Genomic DNA, 17648 nt, shown 5'->3' with positions numbered 1-17648 from the left:
TCGGTCAAGCAATTGTCTTTTTAATTAAATTTTCCCACAATTCACGTGAATCCTTCCAGCTTCCCTCAGGAAGTTTCTGGTGGTATAGATATTGCTCATATCTGTCGGTTAGCTTTGACATCTCCCTAGATGCAAAGAAGGTATCAATGTATCGTGCATAATTTCTAAGCGTTTGGCCATCATTACGTTTTAGGCCATAACGCTCCAGTTGCTCTAGAAGAATGAGGTAAGCCTTACCAATGTTTTCATCCTTTTTTCTTAATCGGAACTGAAGTAAATATAAATGCGGTATCCACTTTCCTCGGGATCGATACAGAAGGCCCGCTGCCCCAACAACTATTGCAGATACTAATAAAATCAATTTCCAGTTATTATTAAAAAATATTTTTATACTCAACCAGAAACCACTAAATGAAAAAGAATTATCCTTATCCGTCGAACTGCTGCTATCCTCCTCCGGGTTCTGCTGTGGTTTTGGTGCTGGCTGAGCAGTTGTTTCCGTAGCAGCAGGTGTTCCATCTGGATTTGTAAAACTAATCGAAACGTCATTTGTAAAACCCTTAGTTGGTTCAAAGGGTACCCAGCCTTGGTTAGGGAAATAAACTTCTACCCATGAATGTGCATTATTATTGGTAATTTCATAGATTGATTTCGAAGTATCCCCTTCACTATATTCCAGAAAATCCCCACCGGTATACCCTTTTACCCAACGAGTAGGTATTCCTAATGTTCGAAGCAGAACCGCCATCGAGGTGGAAAAATTATCACAATACCCTACTTTTGTATCAAATAAGAATTGATCGACATAATCATCATCTTCTTCAGGAACTGCCACATTTTTTTGATCATAACGGAACTCAGAGCCACTAAAATGTCGCTCGATTGCTTTTGCTTTATCAAACCAGTTTGTTTCGCCTTCGGTAATACTTTGTGCTAATTCCTTAATTCTTTCAGGAAGATTCTCCGGCAGCTGTGTATATTGGGCAAGGAATTCTGTACTTATCTGTCCTGGGTCGACAACACTAGTCTCCCTTAAATTACTTGCTTCATATTGTGGAATTTTATACTCAACTGTATAGGCATCGGGAGCAATAGGCTTAGAATCAAAACCGAAGATTGAAATCTTTTCCTTCGTTGAATCTATCTCCAAGGTATAGCTGCGTTCAAATTGCGCCCTTTGAATACCTGCAGGATAAATAAGGTGCTCATAATCCATAAATAAGAATAATCTTGCAGATGTATCCCTGGTTTCTACCGATGAAGGTATAGAGCTAATAGGTATTAACTCATCTCCTCCTATTTGAATAGAAGTTGAACTAGAAGGAATCCAGCCTTTTCCCGTATAATGATCCTTTGTTTCTACCTTCCAATAATTCTTTTGCCCTGCTTCTACCTTAAATACGGTACTGTCATCCCCTATAAAAGGACCGCCTAATTGAGTATCGTCGGTACCATAACCAACTTTAGAAACACCCTTTCCATTTGTATCTTCTCCGCCTTTATTGCCAGCAGCCTGAAGATATGGAACAGGATCTGGCCATATTGGTTCGAACTTAGGTGCAATAATCCCAACAATAACACTAAAAGCTATCATTATCACTAAAGGTCTCATCCATTTTCGAGTAATAATAGAATCTGTGCTTACCTCTTCCTTAGCCAAAATTCTGTAATAGGTTAACATCCCCATGACAGCAAATCCTACAACAACCGTTCGAACAATCGCTGTTTTCGCACTATAAAGCGTAAAAGTATCCAAAACCGTTATATAAATAAGTGTCATAAAGAAGAAAATAAAAATCCTTTGCCGATTCAAGAGCCAATAATTCACTAAGTAAACCATTAACCAAAGCAAAATAAAAAACAAAAGTGTTCGAAGTTCATTTGTTATCCCTACCCAATTAAGAGCTATGATCGTACTAAAATTAGTAGTCAAATTCCTTAAAAAGGAAAACAGCCAGCCTAATTGAAAGAATCCTGTATCATAATGAAACATATGAACAGAAAAGAGGATAAACCATATCTTTAAAATCATTTGCCAAATCCACTTTAGTCTTAAAAAGGAAACTGCAAAAGAAAGGAGAATAAAAATAACAAACATTTCAATATGGTCCGTTTGAGTTAATTGCTCCACCGGACGCAACCATTCCCATAAAAGCAAAAATCCCAATAAATATACAAGAAAAGCTTGAAAATTTCTTTTCATCGCAAATTCACCTCCGAGAAGGCTGAAGCAAATTCCCCTTCATGAACCATTAGAACCCGTACATTTCGTGCATTTGCAAGAGCGATAAGGGACCTTTCACTTTGAGTAGGAGCTTCTTTTTCTCCTTTTATCAGAAAAAGAGTAATCTTTCCTTTTCTTTGTCCCAGAAAGCCTGCCTTTTCTATTAAAGACTTTGTTAATTGGGCGGTTACTAGTAAGAAGGATACCGTTTGCTGGACAAACATTCCCTCAGTCTCTAACACCTTCTCAAACGAGGAAGAACTTTTTGCTTCTATCCTGGCAAGATGATAAAAGAGCTGATGCAGTTGATCTTCTCCTCCCCTAATGGGAAAGGATGCCCTCTCTCTGCTAATCGTTAAGAGACCCGTTTGTGCTCCCTTTTTTAGAACGGCTCGTAATAAAGAGGCGGTAAAGGAAACAACCCCCTCAAAATGCATATCAGGAGAACAGTCCATTACAACAAACACATCATGCGATTGGCGTTGTTCAAATTCCTTTGTCATGATTTCGTTCCGTTTTGCAGAGGCTTTCCAGTTAATCCATGAGAAGCGGTCCCCAGGCTGGTAATCCCTTACACCTATCGCTAGTGTGGTATCACGCTGGACCCGTTCTCTTGATGCGGTCATCCCTTGATCGAAATGTGTCTCAAATGGGCGGTAAACCAACTCCGTATAGGCTGGATAGGCGATGACTTTACTTTCTGCATAATGAGCTTTTTCTTTTTCAACTAATCCAAGAAGGTCACTTGTTCGAACGATAAAGCTGTCGAATATATGCTCCCCTCTCGGCAAATTATCAATAATATATTCATAGGTAAATTCCTTCTTAAAACCAGGTAATACTAGTGCCTTGGCTTTCTTTTTATGATGAGAATGAGTAAGTGTATCTGATAATTTATCTTCAATAAGCAAATAGAAGATAGGGAAGATAGAGTTTCTCTTCACATTTACAGTAACCTTTAAAGACTCACCCGCATTAAAGTCTGTTTTTGGTATTTCACGCGTAATTTCCAGCTCATCCAGAGAATAAAATGATAGGCCCACACAATAGAGCGCAAAAGGTAAGAAACTATAAAATAAAAACCAGCTTACAAATCCCCCCTGAAACATCGCATATGAAAAAGTAAGCACTATCAAAAATAGTAAGACCACAAACTTCCATACTTTTTTAAATGGAATCCACAATTTCTTCATGGTTACTTCACAAGCCTTTGTACAGGAACAGGTATTCTCATAATCACTCGGTTTACAATTTCTTCTGCTGTAATTCCTTCAAACTTTGCTTCTGATTTCAAAATAATTCGATGTGATAGTACAAATGGTGCTAAATACTGGATATCATCTGGAAGACAAAAGTCACGGCCATACATGAAGGCATAGGCTTGTGCCGCTTTCATCAAAGCGATTGACCCCCTTGGACTGGCACCAAGGTAGACCCCAGGAAAGCGTCTCGTCTGATTAACGATATCCACGATATAGCGCTTTATCGTTTCATCCACGTAAACCTCTTTAATTTCTTTTTGCAGTGCTATTAAACCTTCAAGGTCAATGACTGAATAAAGGTCTTCAATTGGCGGAACCTTTTGTGCCCTATTTAGAACTTCTATCTCTTCATCTACTTCAGGGTAGCCCATTTTCATCTTCAACAAAAAGCGATCGAGCTGTGCTTCTGGCAGTGGATACGTTCCTTCGTACTCTATTGGATTTTGGGTGGCCATAACAAAGAATGGTTTTTGCAGTCGATGGGTTACGCCATCAATCGTTACACTCGCCTCCTCCATCCCTTCAAGTAAAGCAGACTGGGTTTTGGGTGAGGTTCGGTTAATTTCATCTGCGAGGATAATATTCCCCATCAACGGTCCTGGTCGAAATTCGAATTCCATTTCCTTTGGATTATAAATCGAAATTCCGGTCACATCTGAGGGTAATAGGTCAGGAGTAAATTGGATCCTCCGGAAGTTAGCATTAACAGACTTCGCAAGTGCACGGACCATCATCGTCTTCCCCACACCTGGTACATCTTCTAGCAGCACATGGCCTCCTGCTAATAAGGCAATAAGGCTAAGCTCGGCTACATTTCTTTTTCCAATCATAACCTTTTCAATGTTTATAAGAATTTTCTCTATCGTTGGGTTCATTTGTTCTCGAGTCACGTAACATCCTCCTCTAGCGTCTTCTTTAAGACATTATATCTATATATTCTATTTTTTTCTGTTAAATTCCTGTAAAAAGTCACGCAATACAAAAAATTCCAATAAATAGTAGACGGTTGAGTACCGGAAATGTTTCAAAAAATGAATACTCTGCCTAGAACTTATACCCACACTGGATTATCTTACTGTGAATAAGCTATTATCGCAGACTACTAATATCAATATAGTTAGGGGTAATCGATATGTCCCTTAATAATCAGCGACCAACGATTGCGGTTACGGGCAGTGCTGGAAAAACAACAACCAAATCAATGATAGCTTCGATTTTACGACAAAGATGGATAATCTACGAATCAAGACATAGGAAAAATTCATTTAACAGTACGGAAAAGAGCGCTAAGAGGCTTAAAAATATTCATCAAGCAGTTGTGGTGGAATTTGGAATTCTTTATTCTGGAAACATTATCAAACATTGCCGCTTTATTAAACCTAATATTGGTGTGATTACAAATATCGGAACTGCTCATCTAGGAAACTTTGGCGGTGACGTTACAAAGTTAGCAGCAGCCAAATCGGAACTTATTCAACATATGGACCAATCTGGTATTTTCTTGTTTAATACAGATGATGAAAATTCTAAGCATTTGCTAATCCATTCCTTCCCAGGAACTGTAATAAAGGTTGGAATTAACAAGCAAGCAAATTATCGAGCAGTGAAAGTGGAATATACCGATGAAGGCATGAGTTTCACGGTTAGACTTAAGGGCAGGTACGTTCCCTTTTTTATTCCGATTTTTGGTGTGCACAATATCTATAACGCACTTTTTGCAATTGCCATTGGTGATCTTCTTGGCTTTTCACCAAGAGAAATTTCAAGAGGCTTGCGCCAATATAACAAACCCGTAATGCGGCTGGTTACTACTACATTAAAAAACAATATCACCCTAATAGATGATACCTTCAGTGCTAATGTAAACGCGATGAAGGCGGCAGTTGACGTCCTGACGAACGTAGGAAAAGAAGGATCAAAAATCGCTGTTCTCGGAAACATGTTAGGATTAGGAGTCATCTCTAAGGATGCACATATGGAAATAGGGAAGTATGCGGCAATGAAAGAAGTAGATGTACTTTATACCATTGGTGATGATGCCAGGATGATTTCGCAAGCAGCACTGGAACATGGGATGCCACCAGAAAATGTCATTCATTTTGAACATAAAATATACTTATCTCAGGCTCTTGAAGCTCTATCCCCAGGAACTACTATTTTGGTGAAAGGGTCCCGCAAAGCCAGGATGGAAGATGTGGTGAATTATTTAATCGCCAAATACCGAGAATAGATTGATGGAAATATTTATTATAAAACTGGCCTCCCAACAGATAAACTGATGGAAGGCCATCTTTAATTTATAACAAAATCAACCGGAGCAGATTTTTAATCACATAATAAACAATAACAGAGGCAAAGAATTGGACAACAATAGCAATCAACATAAAGAACTTTCTTTTTAAGAAAGAGTACTTTAAAAATTTCTTGTTCAGATACGGTCCTACACCAAGAAAAGTATTGGTCACAAACGTAAGCGTCCGTTGGAATACGGTTTTGGGATTTTCATAAACACCTGTTTCGAAAACATCAAGCACGATCCTGCCAAGTAAAAATACTAAGATACTGAACATTACTTGAACACTCAGATAATAGGATAAAAAGAATTCGATAAGTTCCATTGTTTCTAAAGTCATGTTTCATTCCTTATATTTCCTAAATTTTCCTATTTATTATAAAAGCTATTTTCTTATTATTCTATAAAAAAGATGAAATTGGTTATTTTGTACCGGTCATTCACCAGAATTTATTAAAAGTAACGCCTGAAAAACAAAAATCGGAAAACCTCTTATTATTAACCTTATTTCCTATAGACATGCCCCCTAAAACGGGGCTATATTACATCTTCATACCTGTTCTTTTGAGTCAACCTAACATTTAGGATACTTTTTTAGCCTGTTTCATTTCCAGTTCTTGTTTTGCTGCCCTTTTTGCCCAGTAGGTGGCAACCAATGGTCCAGAAATATTATGCCACACTGAGAAAATCGCACTCGGAACAGCTGTAAGTGGAGAGAAATGGGCAGTTGCTAGCGCTGCGGCAAGTCCTGAGTTCTGCATTCCGACCTCGATTGAGATTGCTTTTTGATCGGCATACGGGAATTTGAACCATTTTGAAATAAAGAAACCTAATACCAATCCAACAAAATTATGGAGAATAACCATACCAAGAATTGCCAATCCAGATTCCAGGATATTTGCTTTATTCGCTGCTACTACTGCTGCGATAACACCGACGATTCCAATTACAGAAACAAGTGGCAGGATTTTCGCCCCTTCTTCTGCTTTGTCCTTCAAAATCCATTTGAAGACGATACCAAGAATAATAGGAAGAAGAACGATTTGAACTGTAGAGAGAAGCATGTCCTTTCCAGATACAGGAAGCCACTGGCTCGCTAATAGGTAAATAAGCGCCGGGGTTAGGATCGGTGATACCAAAGTCGCTACCGATGAAACCGCAACTGACAAAGCGACATTTGCTCTTGCTAGGTACGACATTACATTGGATGCAGTTCCACCTGGACAGCAACCGACCAATATTACACCAACTGCCACTTCAGGAGGGAGATTCAACCCTACTGCCAGAAGATAAGCTACACCTGGCATTATGATGTATTGAGCTGCAACCCCTACGAACACGGCAAGAGGCTGTTTAAATACGGACTTGAAATCTTCTACAGATAATGTTAATCCCATCCCAAACATGATTATTCCAAGAAGGATCGAGATATAAGGGGCAATCCAGGTAAAACCGCCTGGAAACACCATGGCTAAAGCCGTGAATAGTAAAACCCAGTAGATAAAAGTGTTACCTGCTACTGTACTAATTCTTGCTAGCATATTCATTTGTTGTTCACACCTTTTTTAGAATTTTTTAATTATTTTATTATACATTATATTCAGACAATATCAATGACACTTTTCGTTATAAAATAACAAAAAACCTCATGATCCTTAAAGGTATGAGGAAATATACACAAAATTAAGAGAAGGTCATTTATCAGTTCAGTGAATGGATAAATGACCTTCTCTTTTCAAATTTTGCTAGGAATGATACCGACTAGCAAAAATCACTATTACATCAAGCCGCATTTATGAGCCTTTCCTAAACAACCGTAAGTTCCTTTGCAACAGCACGGTATGTGATTTCACCCTTCAATATGTTTAATCCAAGTATAAGTATTATGACCCTATAAGCTCATCAATTTCCCTCTTAGTCGGTAGAGCAGAGATTGCTCCTTTTCCTGTTGTAGTGAGAGCACCGCTAGCATTGGCAAAATGGAGGATAGAGGCTTGGTGGTCTCGCAGCACTTCCTCAATGTTTTCAGGATTTGCATGCAATTCTAGTAATTGATATAAAAATCCGCCAATGAACGCATCACCAGCTCCAGTTGTGTCCACCGCTTCAACAGAATATCCGCTCGATTCAAACTTTTGATCTTTTAAAATTAAATCCGCTCCGGCAGCTCCCTTTGTGTAGACAACTGCCTTCACGTTTCCAACGAATAACGATTGTATAGCCTCCGACTCATCTTGTATTCCCGTAATAAAATTAAGCTCTTCATCGGAAACCTTTACGATATCTGCAGTCGGTAAAAATTCGAGAATTGCCTTACGACAGTCCTCTGGTTCTTCCCAAAGCGGAAGCCGCACATTCGGGTCAAAGCTGACCAAGCCATCCGCAGCTGAAACAGCGGCAATCGCTTTTTTATGAGCATGTTTCATTGGGCTTTCCACCAGATCAACCGAGCAAAAATGGAGTATATCCCCCGCCTGGAACCATGTTGGCTCGATTTCCGCCTCGCATAACAACAAATCAGCAGAAGGATTACGATAAAACGAAAAATCACGTTCCCCGTTTTCTTTTAACGAGACAAAAGCTAAGGCCGTATTCGCATCACCAGTCCTGTATACTTTATCTGTCTCAACACCTGCCTCAACAAGCTTTTCGACTAAAAAATCGCCAAATGCATCGTTCCCTAATTTAGAAATCATCGCTGCATCCTGCCCATATTTGGCAACAGCCGCAGCCACATTTGCCGGTGCTCCCCCTGGAGCTCTCTCAAATGCGACAACATCCTTTAAGGCAACCCCTTTTTGAAGAGGAATAAAATCAATTAACACTTCACCAATCGAAAATAGCTTTCCCATTTTGTCACCTCTAGTACGACTAAAAAATTATTTGATATCCCATTTAACTGCCTTTACATTCGTATGCCCACCACGAGCAAACACACGTATTCCACTACTAGCTTTACCAGGAAAAATCCTTCCAGTAAATACTTCCTCTCCATCATTTACAAACACTTCAACAGAGGAAACATCAACAAAGATTTGAATTGAAATCTTTTCAGCGTCCAACGTACATTTCCGAACCGTACCAAACTCCTCAGCGAAAGATTCGCCCGACCTAGTCCGATCAAACACAACCTTTTTCGCAACACCATCATATTTAATCACGGTTTTCTCCATTTCTCCAACCCGAAGTTCCAAACCAAACTCCTCAGCCGTACTATCAGAGAATTCCGCAAGAAGCTCATACACGTCTCCCTCAAAGTTACCGAGACGAACATTCTCATTCTCAACACTTTGGCTGGTTTCCACCTTTTCTCCGCGAAGCAATTTCAGCTCAGAAACCGGCTGTTGAATCAGTTTTCCGTCTTTAATCGTTAACTCACGAGGAAGTGTTAAACAGTGTGCCCAGCCATTTTTATCAGTAGGATAGTCAATTTCCGGTAATCCCATCCACCCAACTAAAATCCGCCTCCCCCGGTGATCAACCGTTGTTTGCGGCGCGTAAAAGTCAAAACCGCGATCCAGCTCATGAAATGAACCATGCTTTAATTCGATATTTTCTAAATCTATTGGACTTCCAACTACATACCCTGATTGATAAATATTAAGATAGCTGTCACCATCTACTTTTAACCCTTGTGGGGAAAAGAGGAATACGCCTTGCCCATCCAACTCAAAGTAATCCGGACATTCCCACATATAACCGAACTCTTCACCTAACCCTGTCTTCACTTCGCCTGCTAACTGCCAATCTTTTAAATTCTTAGACTGGTATAAAACTACACTTCCAGTCTCATTTTCCCTTTGAGCACCAATCACTGCATAAAAGTGTTCCCCATTTTTCCAGACCTTTGGATCGCGAAAATGATCGGTATAACCGCGCGGAACTTCTGCAATCACCGGTGCATCCATTTTGGCAATACTACCATCCGGACGCATCACAGCCAAACATTGATAGGGTTGTCGATTCCAATTTTCATCGCGCGTATTGCCAGTGTACATGAAATATAATTTCCCATCATGCTCAATCCCGCTTCCGGAATACGCCCCATGACGATCAAACTCATTCGACGGCCCGATGCCCATTCCAACATTTTCCCAATGAACCAGGTCTTTAGACTTCGTATGATACCAATGTTTCAACCCGTGAACCGGCCCAAGCGGGAACCATTGATAGAATAAATGATATTCCCCATGAAAATAACTAAATCCATTCGGGTCGTTTAACAATCCTGTCACTGGCTGAATATGAAAAGACTGGCGCCATGGGCATTGATTCACTAGTTTTGCTAACCCTTGAATTTCCTCTTCGGACACGTCGTCCATGGTTCTGTATCGTTGCTCTTTTGTCCACTCCATGCTGATTCACTCCTAATACACTAAAGGAGAATCACGGGATTCTCCTTTTCGTTTTTTATTACGCTGCTGCTTGATCAGATGTTTGTTTAACTGCTTTTTTCTCGTCTCTTTTCGCTAAAACAATGGTAACGATAAATGCTACGGCAAATGCAATTGCCATACCGATAATATAAGAAATAATGGTATCTGGGCGAATCGAGATGATTCCTGGTATACCGGCTGCCCCTAGTGCAGTCGCTTTAACCTTGAACAACGTAACAAAGCCAGATCCAACGGCAGAGCCAATAATGGCACCGATAAATGGATAGCGTAATTTCAAATTAACCCCAAACATCGCTGGTTCAGTAATCCCTAGTAAGGCAGATATCCCAGCCGCTGAAGCAGTTCCTTTGATTTTGGCATTCTTCGTTGTTTTTAGCACAGCTAGAGTTGCTCCTCCTTGGGCAATGTTTGACATCGCAGCAATGACGAAGATAAACGATCCGCCGGTTTTCACGACATCAGCAAGCAATTGTGTTTCTACCGCAATAAAACTATGGTGCATACCTGTAATAACAATTGGTGCATACAGTAAACCGAAAATGATCCCGCCAATAACACCTGTTGTGTCATATAAAAATACAATTCCATCTGTTAATAGATTACCAGCAGAGCGAGTCAGCGGTCCTACCAAAGTAAACGTTAAAACCCCGGTAATAAAGATAGATAATAACGGTGTTAATAGATTGTCTAAAGCAGATGGAATAACCTTACGTAAGGATGTTTCGATTTTGGCTAGAATAAAAGACGCGGCAAGAACAGGTAATACCGTTCCCTGATAACCTACCTTTTCTATTTCTAGGCCAAAAAGATTCCAAACTGGGACTTCATTATTCAATAACGCCGCACCATAACCGTATCCATTTAATAGGTCTGGATGAACCATAAGCATTCCAAGAGTTGCGCCTAGGAAAGGATTCCCCCCAAATCGCTTCGTTGCTGAAAAACCAATTAAAATAGGTAAAAAGACAAAGGCCGCATTTGCAAATGTATTAATAAGTGCCGCCAAATCTGCCATTTCTGGATTGGCATCCACCAGGGATTTTCCTTCAATAAATAAATCTGGGGCTGTTAAGATATTGTTTATCCCCATTAATAAACCACCAGCCACAATCGCTGGAATAATCGGAACGAAAATGTCTGACAGCATTTTGACAAATTGCTGAATCGGATTCAGTTTCTTCGTCGCCGCATCTTTCACATCACTCGTTGACATTTCCGTTTGACCAGACAACTTCGCCAAGTGCTTATAGACCTCGTTCACTGTTCCAGATCCTAGGATAATTTGAAACTGACCTCCTGTTGAAAAGGTCCCTTTCACGACATCCATGTTGTCCAATGCTGCTTGATCTACGACCGATTCATCCTGTAAAACAAGACGTAAGCGTGTGGCGCAATGCGCTGCAGCTGATACGTTTTCCTGACCACCAATGGCATCCAAAACTTCCCGTGCAATTTTTTTATGATCCATTTTAATCCCTCTCTTTTCATTTGTTTTAGGAACCGGTTCCATTTAAGAACAAAAAAATAAGTTCTTTTCACTAGTGGAACCGGTTCCGAATTTAATTAAAAAAATAAAAGTTAAAAAGAGAAACCATATTCAATTGTTACCAAGTGAACAGGTCCTCTTAATTGGAACCGGTTTCGTTGTCTCTATTATAGGGGACATTCCAAGAGATTGTCAACGCTTTCCCGCTCAATAATTTCAAATTTAGAAAGTGTTACTTTTTCTACAGGACGTTCATTGACTAACTCTACAATATGTCTTGCAGCTTTTTCCCCCGCTTCTTTGTAAAAAAACTTCGCCGTCGTTATGCCCGGATGAATGATTCCTGTCACATCATAGCCTCCAAAACCTGTAACTGCTAAGTCCTGAGGGACCGTAATCCTCTCTGAATACGATGCCTTCAAAACCCCAAGAGCGATATTATCGGTTGCACATACAAAGATCGCAGGCTGAAATTCATGGATGATCTCCTTTGCACTCGCTTGTGCAGCTGGAATATTGAATAATGTCTCATAAAAGCGAACATCACAATCGTCGACTTCTTGTATCGCTTTTTTAAAACCCTGCTTTCGTTTCACACCTACTGAAATATCCCGTTCCGTTACGCCTAGATATGCAATTTTCCGATATCCCTTTTCAAGGACATACCGCCCCATCGCATAACCAGCATTAAAATCATCATGAATCAGACTATGAAAGTTTTCATGCTCTTGTCCAATTAACAGTACAGGAACCTTAACACTTTCAAATGCCTCGATATGCTGATCTGTGATTTCGGTAGCAAGCAAAATAATCCCCGCCATCTTTTGATTGGCGAAGCTATAGATGCTTTCAATCTCTCGGTCCAGATTTTGACTTGTATTGGAAATAAGCATCTGATAATTCATTTTCTTTAATTGTTCATCGATGCCAATTAATGTTTGTGAAGAAGCATAGGAATCAAGCCGCGGGACAATCGTGCCAATAATATTCGTTTTCTTCGCTTTTAAACTCTGCGCAAATGGATTCGGAGAATACCCGGTTTCCTTGATTGCCTGTTCAATTTTCTTCTTCGTCGCTTCCCCAACCGAGCCGCCATTTAAATACCGAGAAACCGTACTTTTCGCCACACCCGCAAGCTTAGCAATATCTAAAATTGTACTCATTGTCCACAACCTCATAACATTTCAAATTCATATATCCTTATAGTATCATAAATAACTTCATCCACAATGGAGCAATTATGCCTAGCTAACAGATATGACAAAGATCAACTGCTAACTCAAAAAACTAAGGAATTGGGTCGGTCCCCCGTTGTGATAAAGCAGTTATTCACTGAGGGACTGACCCCATTATTCATAAATGGGCAAGAACTATAAAAATCAAAAAAACAGAGACCAGGAATACTTGATCTCTGTTTTTTAGTATTTTTAAGATGTTTATTACTAAATTATGACATTAAGCCATGACGTTCAAATGCTGCTGCTTCTAGAACGGACATACCTTGCGCCTCGGCAGCCTTAGCCACTTTTTCCGAAACTTTCGGTGCAAGATTGGCAGGAGCAGCGTAGGACATTTCTCTTGCGCGCGCAGAATTTCTGCGTTGGAACGGCCCCCAAATAGCAAAGGTTTGGCCCGGGCTTTGAATATTAACAAAAAGCGTGTTTCCATCAGGCGAGAACGTTGGTCCTGCCAATTCAGACCCACTTTGACGGTTGTGGGCAAATGGATAGATTTTGCCTTCTGGGGTAATTCCCATAAGTCTATCATCACCTGAACCATCTTCTGCGTACCAAAGGTCGCCCCATGGAGTCATACAGATATTATCTGGATATTCCATTTCTCGTGCATTATTACCCTCATAGAAAAGCTCCAATGTATTAGTGTGGGGAATATAACGGTAAACGCGGCCGAGTTTTTTGTCGCCGGCAGAGGTATCATCAAACCAGAAAACACCCTCTTGGAAGAACGCCCCCTCAAGTCTTGAGAATTTAATGCAGTTTTGTGCAGCTGCTTCCTCACGGCACATATGAGAATCTACTTTCTTCCAAACAATTTTAAATGTTTGGCCTGTTTTGAAAGTGCTTGCTGCTGGATCCGTTACCGCTTCAATCGCAGCTGCATACAGCGTACCGCCTTCTTGTAACGCGCCAGGCTTTTGGCTCGTGTTATTTGGGATAAAACGGTAAAGGTAGCTTGGGCTCGCATCTTCAGTTAAGTATACATATCCTGTAGATGGGTCAATTGCACAGGCTTCGTGTGCAAAACGGCCCATGTCCTTGATTGGGGTTTTGGACATTTCGTTTTCCGGCTGCTGTGGATCTACTTCGAATACATATCCATGTGTTGCAGAACGTGTTTCTTCACAAGTTAGCCATGTACCCCACGGTGTCGCTCCACCAGCACAATTTCGAATTGTACCTGAAGAGGTTACATATTCTTTGATAACTTCTCGATTAGCTCCTACTATTAGAGCCGTTGTACCACCCTGAGCAGCTACATCAAAAGGATTGCTTCCAAATGCTGCGCCTGTCCCCAATTCATGGTTACGAACTAGAACGGTAGTATTGTTAGGTCCTTCGAAAGCTGCCATCCCATCAAAGGCGCCCGGGATTTTTGCCCCATTTGACATTAGACCGCCTTCTTTAGAGATAATTTTGTAATGAAAACCTTTTGGAAGATCGAGAATTCCATTCGGATCTGGCACCAAAGGACCGTAACCGCCAAAACCGCTGGTTGGATTGTTCGTCGAATCCGCAAATGCTTTTGAACCAAGTGCTAATACCCCTGTTGACCCAAGTGTGAGGGCAAGTGTACCCATTCCTCCCGCTTTTAAAAAGTCTCTTCTGTTCAAGCCATTTTTAGAAGTATCATTATTCACAGACTATCTCTCCTCAAATATTATTATGAATCTAGTAATAGATTAAATTGAAAGTTTTAAGGGAAAATATGATTTTTGTAAAAATTCAGTGAATTAGTGATAAGGAATTGTAAATAGGTCTTAGCTTTACGACATTAACTGAATACTTAACCTATTCTTAACACTTCTTAATATGGTGTTTACACTCAAGTAATTATTTCTTCAAATTTCTTCTGTAATATTTAATAGAATCTACTAGAGGAGGAAATGAGTAATGAAAATCACGAAACTGGTAATGAGCCTGATGATTATTGCATTTTTTATGGGTTCTCTAATGGGGACACAGTCAAAAGCAACAGCAAATGGAACGGATTTTGAACGAGGTGTATCGGTAAATGTAAAGATGATGTCATATAACATTCATCACGCTGAAGGTGTTGATCGAGTATTAGATTTGGAACGAATTGCTAAGATTATTGAGGATGAAGGGGCAGAGATTATTGGGCTGCAGGAAGTGGACAACCACTGGTCAGAACGAAGTGCTTTTGAAAACCAGGCAAAATGGCTGGCTGAGCGGCTTGGAATGTTTTATGTCTATGCTGCCAACTTGGACAGAGATCCATTAAATGAAGGGGAGCCGCGCCGTCAGTATGGAACAGCGATTTTGAGTAAGTATCCGATTTTGAACTCTGAAAACCACTCTCTTACTAGAATCGGATATACGGAACAGCGAGGTCTCCTTGAAGCTACAATTAATGTAAAAGGAAATCACCTGCATTTTTATAATACGCACTTGGCTTTAACAACGGCCGAGCGTGAAATACAAATGAAAGAAATCATTGCGATAGTAGGAGAATCCAAAGGACCAAAAGTAATTATGGGAGATTTAAACGCAGTCCCAGAAAGCATTGAAATGAAACCGATGTATGCACATTATCTTGACGTGTTTGCGGATCAGCCTGAAGCTTATACCTATTCGGCTACGAATCCTACTAAACGTATTGATTACATTTTTACCTCATCCGATATTAAAACGGTAGAAACAGATGTAATAAATACATTAGCTTCCGATCACCTCCCAATTACAGCTGAAATTGTATTGGAAAGACTGGAACCTTTTTATAATGGCGGAAAGTAAAGACCAGGACAAATACCCATTAAGCTGTAATGGCTTGATGGGTATTTTTTTGATTAAGTCACCAACGGTCTTTTTAAGTGTTCTTTATTTTAGCTAATCTAACAAAGTTTTCATCTCTTTGTTTAATTTTCTGTTGAACTTCTTCATCGTCTGCATATGTAAATAATCCACTACCTGTTTTGGTTCCTAGATTTCCACTTTGAACTTTTTCCTCAACAAATGCTGGAATCTTTACCTCTTTGGATAATTCCGGGGCAAGATTCTCCACTACACTCTTCCAAATGTCAAGTCCTCCAAAATCAGCGGTTTCTAATGGACCAATAAATGCCCATCTGAATCCGGGACCATTTGTAATGGCTAAATCAATATCTTCTGGGGAAGCAATCCCTTCATCTAGTAAGTGAAAAGCTTCACGGACTAGTGCTGCTTGCAAGCGATTGGCAATGAAACCAGGGATATCTTTTTTCAGAACTACTGGTTTTTTTCCTATACTTTTCAGTACTTCTACGGTTCTGTCAATAATTTCTTGTGCAGTATCCGGTCCCTTCACCACTTCCACTAACGGAACAATCTGTGCTGGATTAAAGAAGTGGGTGATAATTAACCGGTCTTTCTTCTGAATACCTTCCGATAATTGTCTTAGTGAAAACGTCGAAGTATTGGAAGCAATAATGGTATCGTCCTCGATCAATTCTTCCAATTGTTTGAACAAGCTAAATTTAATATCTAAATTCTCTGAAGCGGCTTCGGTAACAAAGGATGTATCCCTAACAGCCTCTTCTAAATTAGTCGTTGTAAAAATATGAGACAGTGCGCTTTCTTTATCCTTTTCACCAATAACTCCCTCATGAATTAACATATTTAAATTCGTTGAAATTCTAGTAACCGCATTGGATAAAAATTCAGCTTTAATATCATATAAAAAAACATCATATCCTGCCTGTGCATAAAGTTGAGCAATTCCATGCCCCATTGTACCTGCACCTAATACCGTAACTTTTTCACTCATCTGTACCCCACCTTTGTCAATATTTTACTAATCTATTTTTTATATTACTATGATTCTATTAATACGAGAAGCATTTGTAGTCGTAACCGTTCCATCCTTTTGGAAGGTTGGATGATACGTTTGCCAAAATACTGATTAATTTGTATTTAGTGGGGCAGGTAAATTTATTTTTTTTACTTAATATTCCGGAATTAGAACGGGCCTTAGTTAATTGCTTGAGCAACCAGTAAGTATATGACAGCCATTACTTGGAAAATAACTGCCAAAGGACCATAATATCGATTCTCTTTTCGACCATATTCTTCCTACAAAAATGAAAGAAACGCAGGTTTGACAGCATTTAAAGCATTTCTAATTAATCGTTTAGTTAAAGCCGATTCAACTAATCAAACGTTTAATTAAATAACGCCTGATCCCTTTAACAAACGAATTTTTAGCTATTTTCAAGTGAATTAATTGTCGTATAAAAATTGAAAGTATAAGGAATTATCTTCAAAACTAACAATAGAAACTTGCAAAATGCATATTCTGACAAATACAAACATCTTGTTTACTAACTAATCGTTTGATTGAAAGTACAGGAAACCCTTTAAAATAGCCTTTCCCCCGTTTTTTAGATAAATTTTTTGTCTAGGAAAACACTAGTATATCTACTAACAAAACCAAGACTACCTCCTGGTTTATAGAAAGTAGTCTTTACTTTGATTATTCTTGCTAGTAGCAAAAAGGATGCGACGCTGACCAAGGAGGTAACTTATCCAGAGGCTGGTGTAGCTCTCAAACAAATTATGGACAGACTCGGCCATTCAGATGATTAGATACCAAAAATGTCTTTCTCTACGGTACACAAAAAATAAAAAAAGAGGATTCTCAAAAGTTGGTCAACTAATGAGAAAGCCTCTTTTAATTTACATTATGTTAGCATTTTGTGAGCAATTCGCTCAAAAACCCTTATATATCAAGGGCTGGAGGACATGATTAC

The 17648-nt window shown here is 39.6% G+C and carries 13 protein-coding genes; 2 read left to right on the top strand and 11 right to left on the bottom strand.

Annotation, left to right across the window (positions count from 1 at the left end; genetic code table 11):
• Positions 1-4: 4 nt before the first annotated feature.
• Genes CHI06_RS23255 through CHI06_RS23245 form a run of 3 tightly spaced genes read right to left on the bottom strand, consistent with a single transcriptional unit; the run spans position 5 to position 4361 of the window.
• The gene (locus tag CHI06_RS23255; RefSeq protein ID WP_095250947.1) at positions 5-2203 is read right to left on the bottom strand and encodes a transglutaminase TgpA family protein; all 2199 of its coding nucleotides are present in this window, start codon (positions 2201-2203) and stop codon (positions 5-7) included.
• Positions 2200-3417: a DUF58 domain-containing protein gene (locus CHI06_RS23250; RefSeq protein ID WP_095250946.1), complete on the bottom strand. Its 1218-nt coding sequence runs from the start codon at positions 3415-3417 to the stop codon at positions 2200-2202. The genes CHI06_RS23255 and CHI06_RS23250 overlap by 4 nt, the downstream gene beginning before the upstream one ends.
• Positions 3418-3419: 2 nt before the next feature.
• Positions 3420-4361 (bottom strand): AAA family ATPase, encoded by a 942-nt coding sequence (locus CHI06_RS23245; RefSeq protein ID WP_206021834.1) that lies wholly within the window; start codon positions 4359-4361, stop codon positions 3420-3422.
• A gap of 257 nt (positions 4362-4618) precedes the next feature.
• Between CHI06_RS23245 and CHI06_RS23240 the strand changes: the two genes are divergently transcribed.
• The gene (locus CHI06_RS23240; RefSeq protein ID WP_095250944.1) at positions 4619-5716 is read left to right on the top strand and encodes a UDP-N-acetylmuramoyl-tripeptide--D-alanyl-D-alanine ligase; all 1098 of its coding nucleotides are present in this window, start codon (positions 4619-4621) and stop codon (positions 5714-5716) included.
• Between the two features lie 67 nt (positions 5717-5783).
• On the opposite strand, the gene CHI06_RS23235 is transcribed toward CHI06_RS23240, so the two are convergent.
• The 7 genes from CHI06_RS23235 to CHI06_RS23205 form a co-directional block, all read right to left on the bottom strand.
• Entirely contained in the window at positions 5784-6119 is a 336-nt protein-coding gene (locus CHI06_RS23235; protein WP_095250943.1) for a hypothetical protein, read from the bottom strand.
• 241 nt (positions 6120-6360) lie between these two features.
• Positions 6361-7326: a bile acid:sodium symporter family protein gene (locus CHI06_RS23230; protein ID WP_095250942.1), complete on the bottom strand. Its 966-nt coding sequence runs from the start codon at positions 7324-7326 to the stop codon at positions 6361-6363.
• Positions 7327-7662: 336 nt separating this feature from the next.
• Positions 7663-8631, bottom strand: coding sequence for a carbohydrate kinase family protein (locus CHI06_RS23225; RefSeq protein ID WP_095250941.1), 969 nt, complete (start codon positions 8629-8631; stop codon positions 7663-7665).
• A 27-nt stretch (positions 8632-8658) separates the two neighbouring features.
• Entirely contained in the window at positions 8659-10134 is a 1476-nt protein-coding gene (locus tag CHI06_RS23220) for a sucrose-6-phosphate hydrolase (protein WP_095250940.1), read from the bottom strand.
• 58 nt (positions 10135-10192) lie between these two features.
• The gene (locus CHI06_RS23215) at positions 10193-11644 is read right to left on the bottom strand and encodes a sucrose-specific PTS transporter subunit IIBC (protein WP_095250939.1); all 1452 of its coding nucleotides are present in this window, start codon (positions 11642-11644) and stop codon (positions 10193-10195) included.
• Between the two features lie 185 nt (positions 11645-11829).
• Positions 11830-12825, bottom strand: coding sequence for a LacI family DNA-binding transcriptional regulator (locus tag CHI06_RS23210; protein ID WP_095250938.1), 996 nt, complete (start codon positions 12823-12825; stop codon positions 11830-11832).
• 284 nt (positions 12826-13109) lie between these two features.
• A complete protein-coding gene (locus tag CHI06_RS23205) occupies positions 13110-14540 on the bottom strand; it encodes an alkaline phosphatase PhoX (RefSeq protein ID WP_257009422.1) in 1431 nt (476 codons plus the stop codon).
• Between the two features lie 253 nt (positions 14541-14793).
• Between CHI06_RS23205 and CHI06_RS23200 the strand changes: the two genes are divergently transcribed.
• A complete protein-coding gene (locus tag CHI06_RS23200; RefSeq protein ID WP_095250937.1) occupies positions 14794-15657 on the top strand; it encodes an endonuclease/exonuclease/phosphatase family protein in 864 nt (287 codons plus the stop codon).
• 73 nt (positions 15658-15730) lie between these two features.
• Here the strand turns inward: CHI06_RS23200 and CHI06_RS23195 are convergent, their stop codons facing one another.
• The gene (locus CHI06_RS23195) at positions 15731-16666 is read right to left on the bottom strand and encodes a 3-hydroxyacyl-CoA dehydrogenase family protein (RefSeq protein ID WP_095250936.1); all 936 of its coding nucleotides are present in this window, start codon (positions 16664-16666) and stop codon (positions 15731-15733) included.
• Positions 16667-17648: the final 982 nt, after the last annotated feature.

The organism is Bacillus sp. 7884-1 (genome assembly GCF_002272245.1).
Classification (GTDB): domain Bacteria; phylum Bacillota; class Bacilli; order Bacillales; family Cytobacillaceae; genus Neobacillus.
This window is presented reverse-complemented; position numbering and strand designations above follow the sequence as displayed.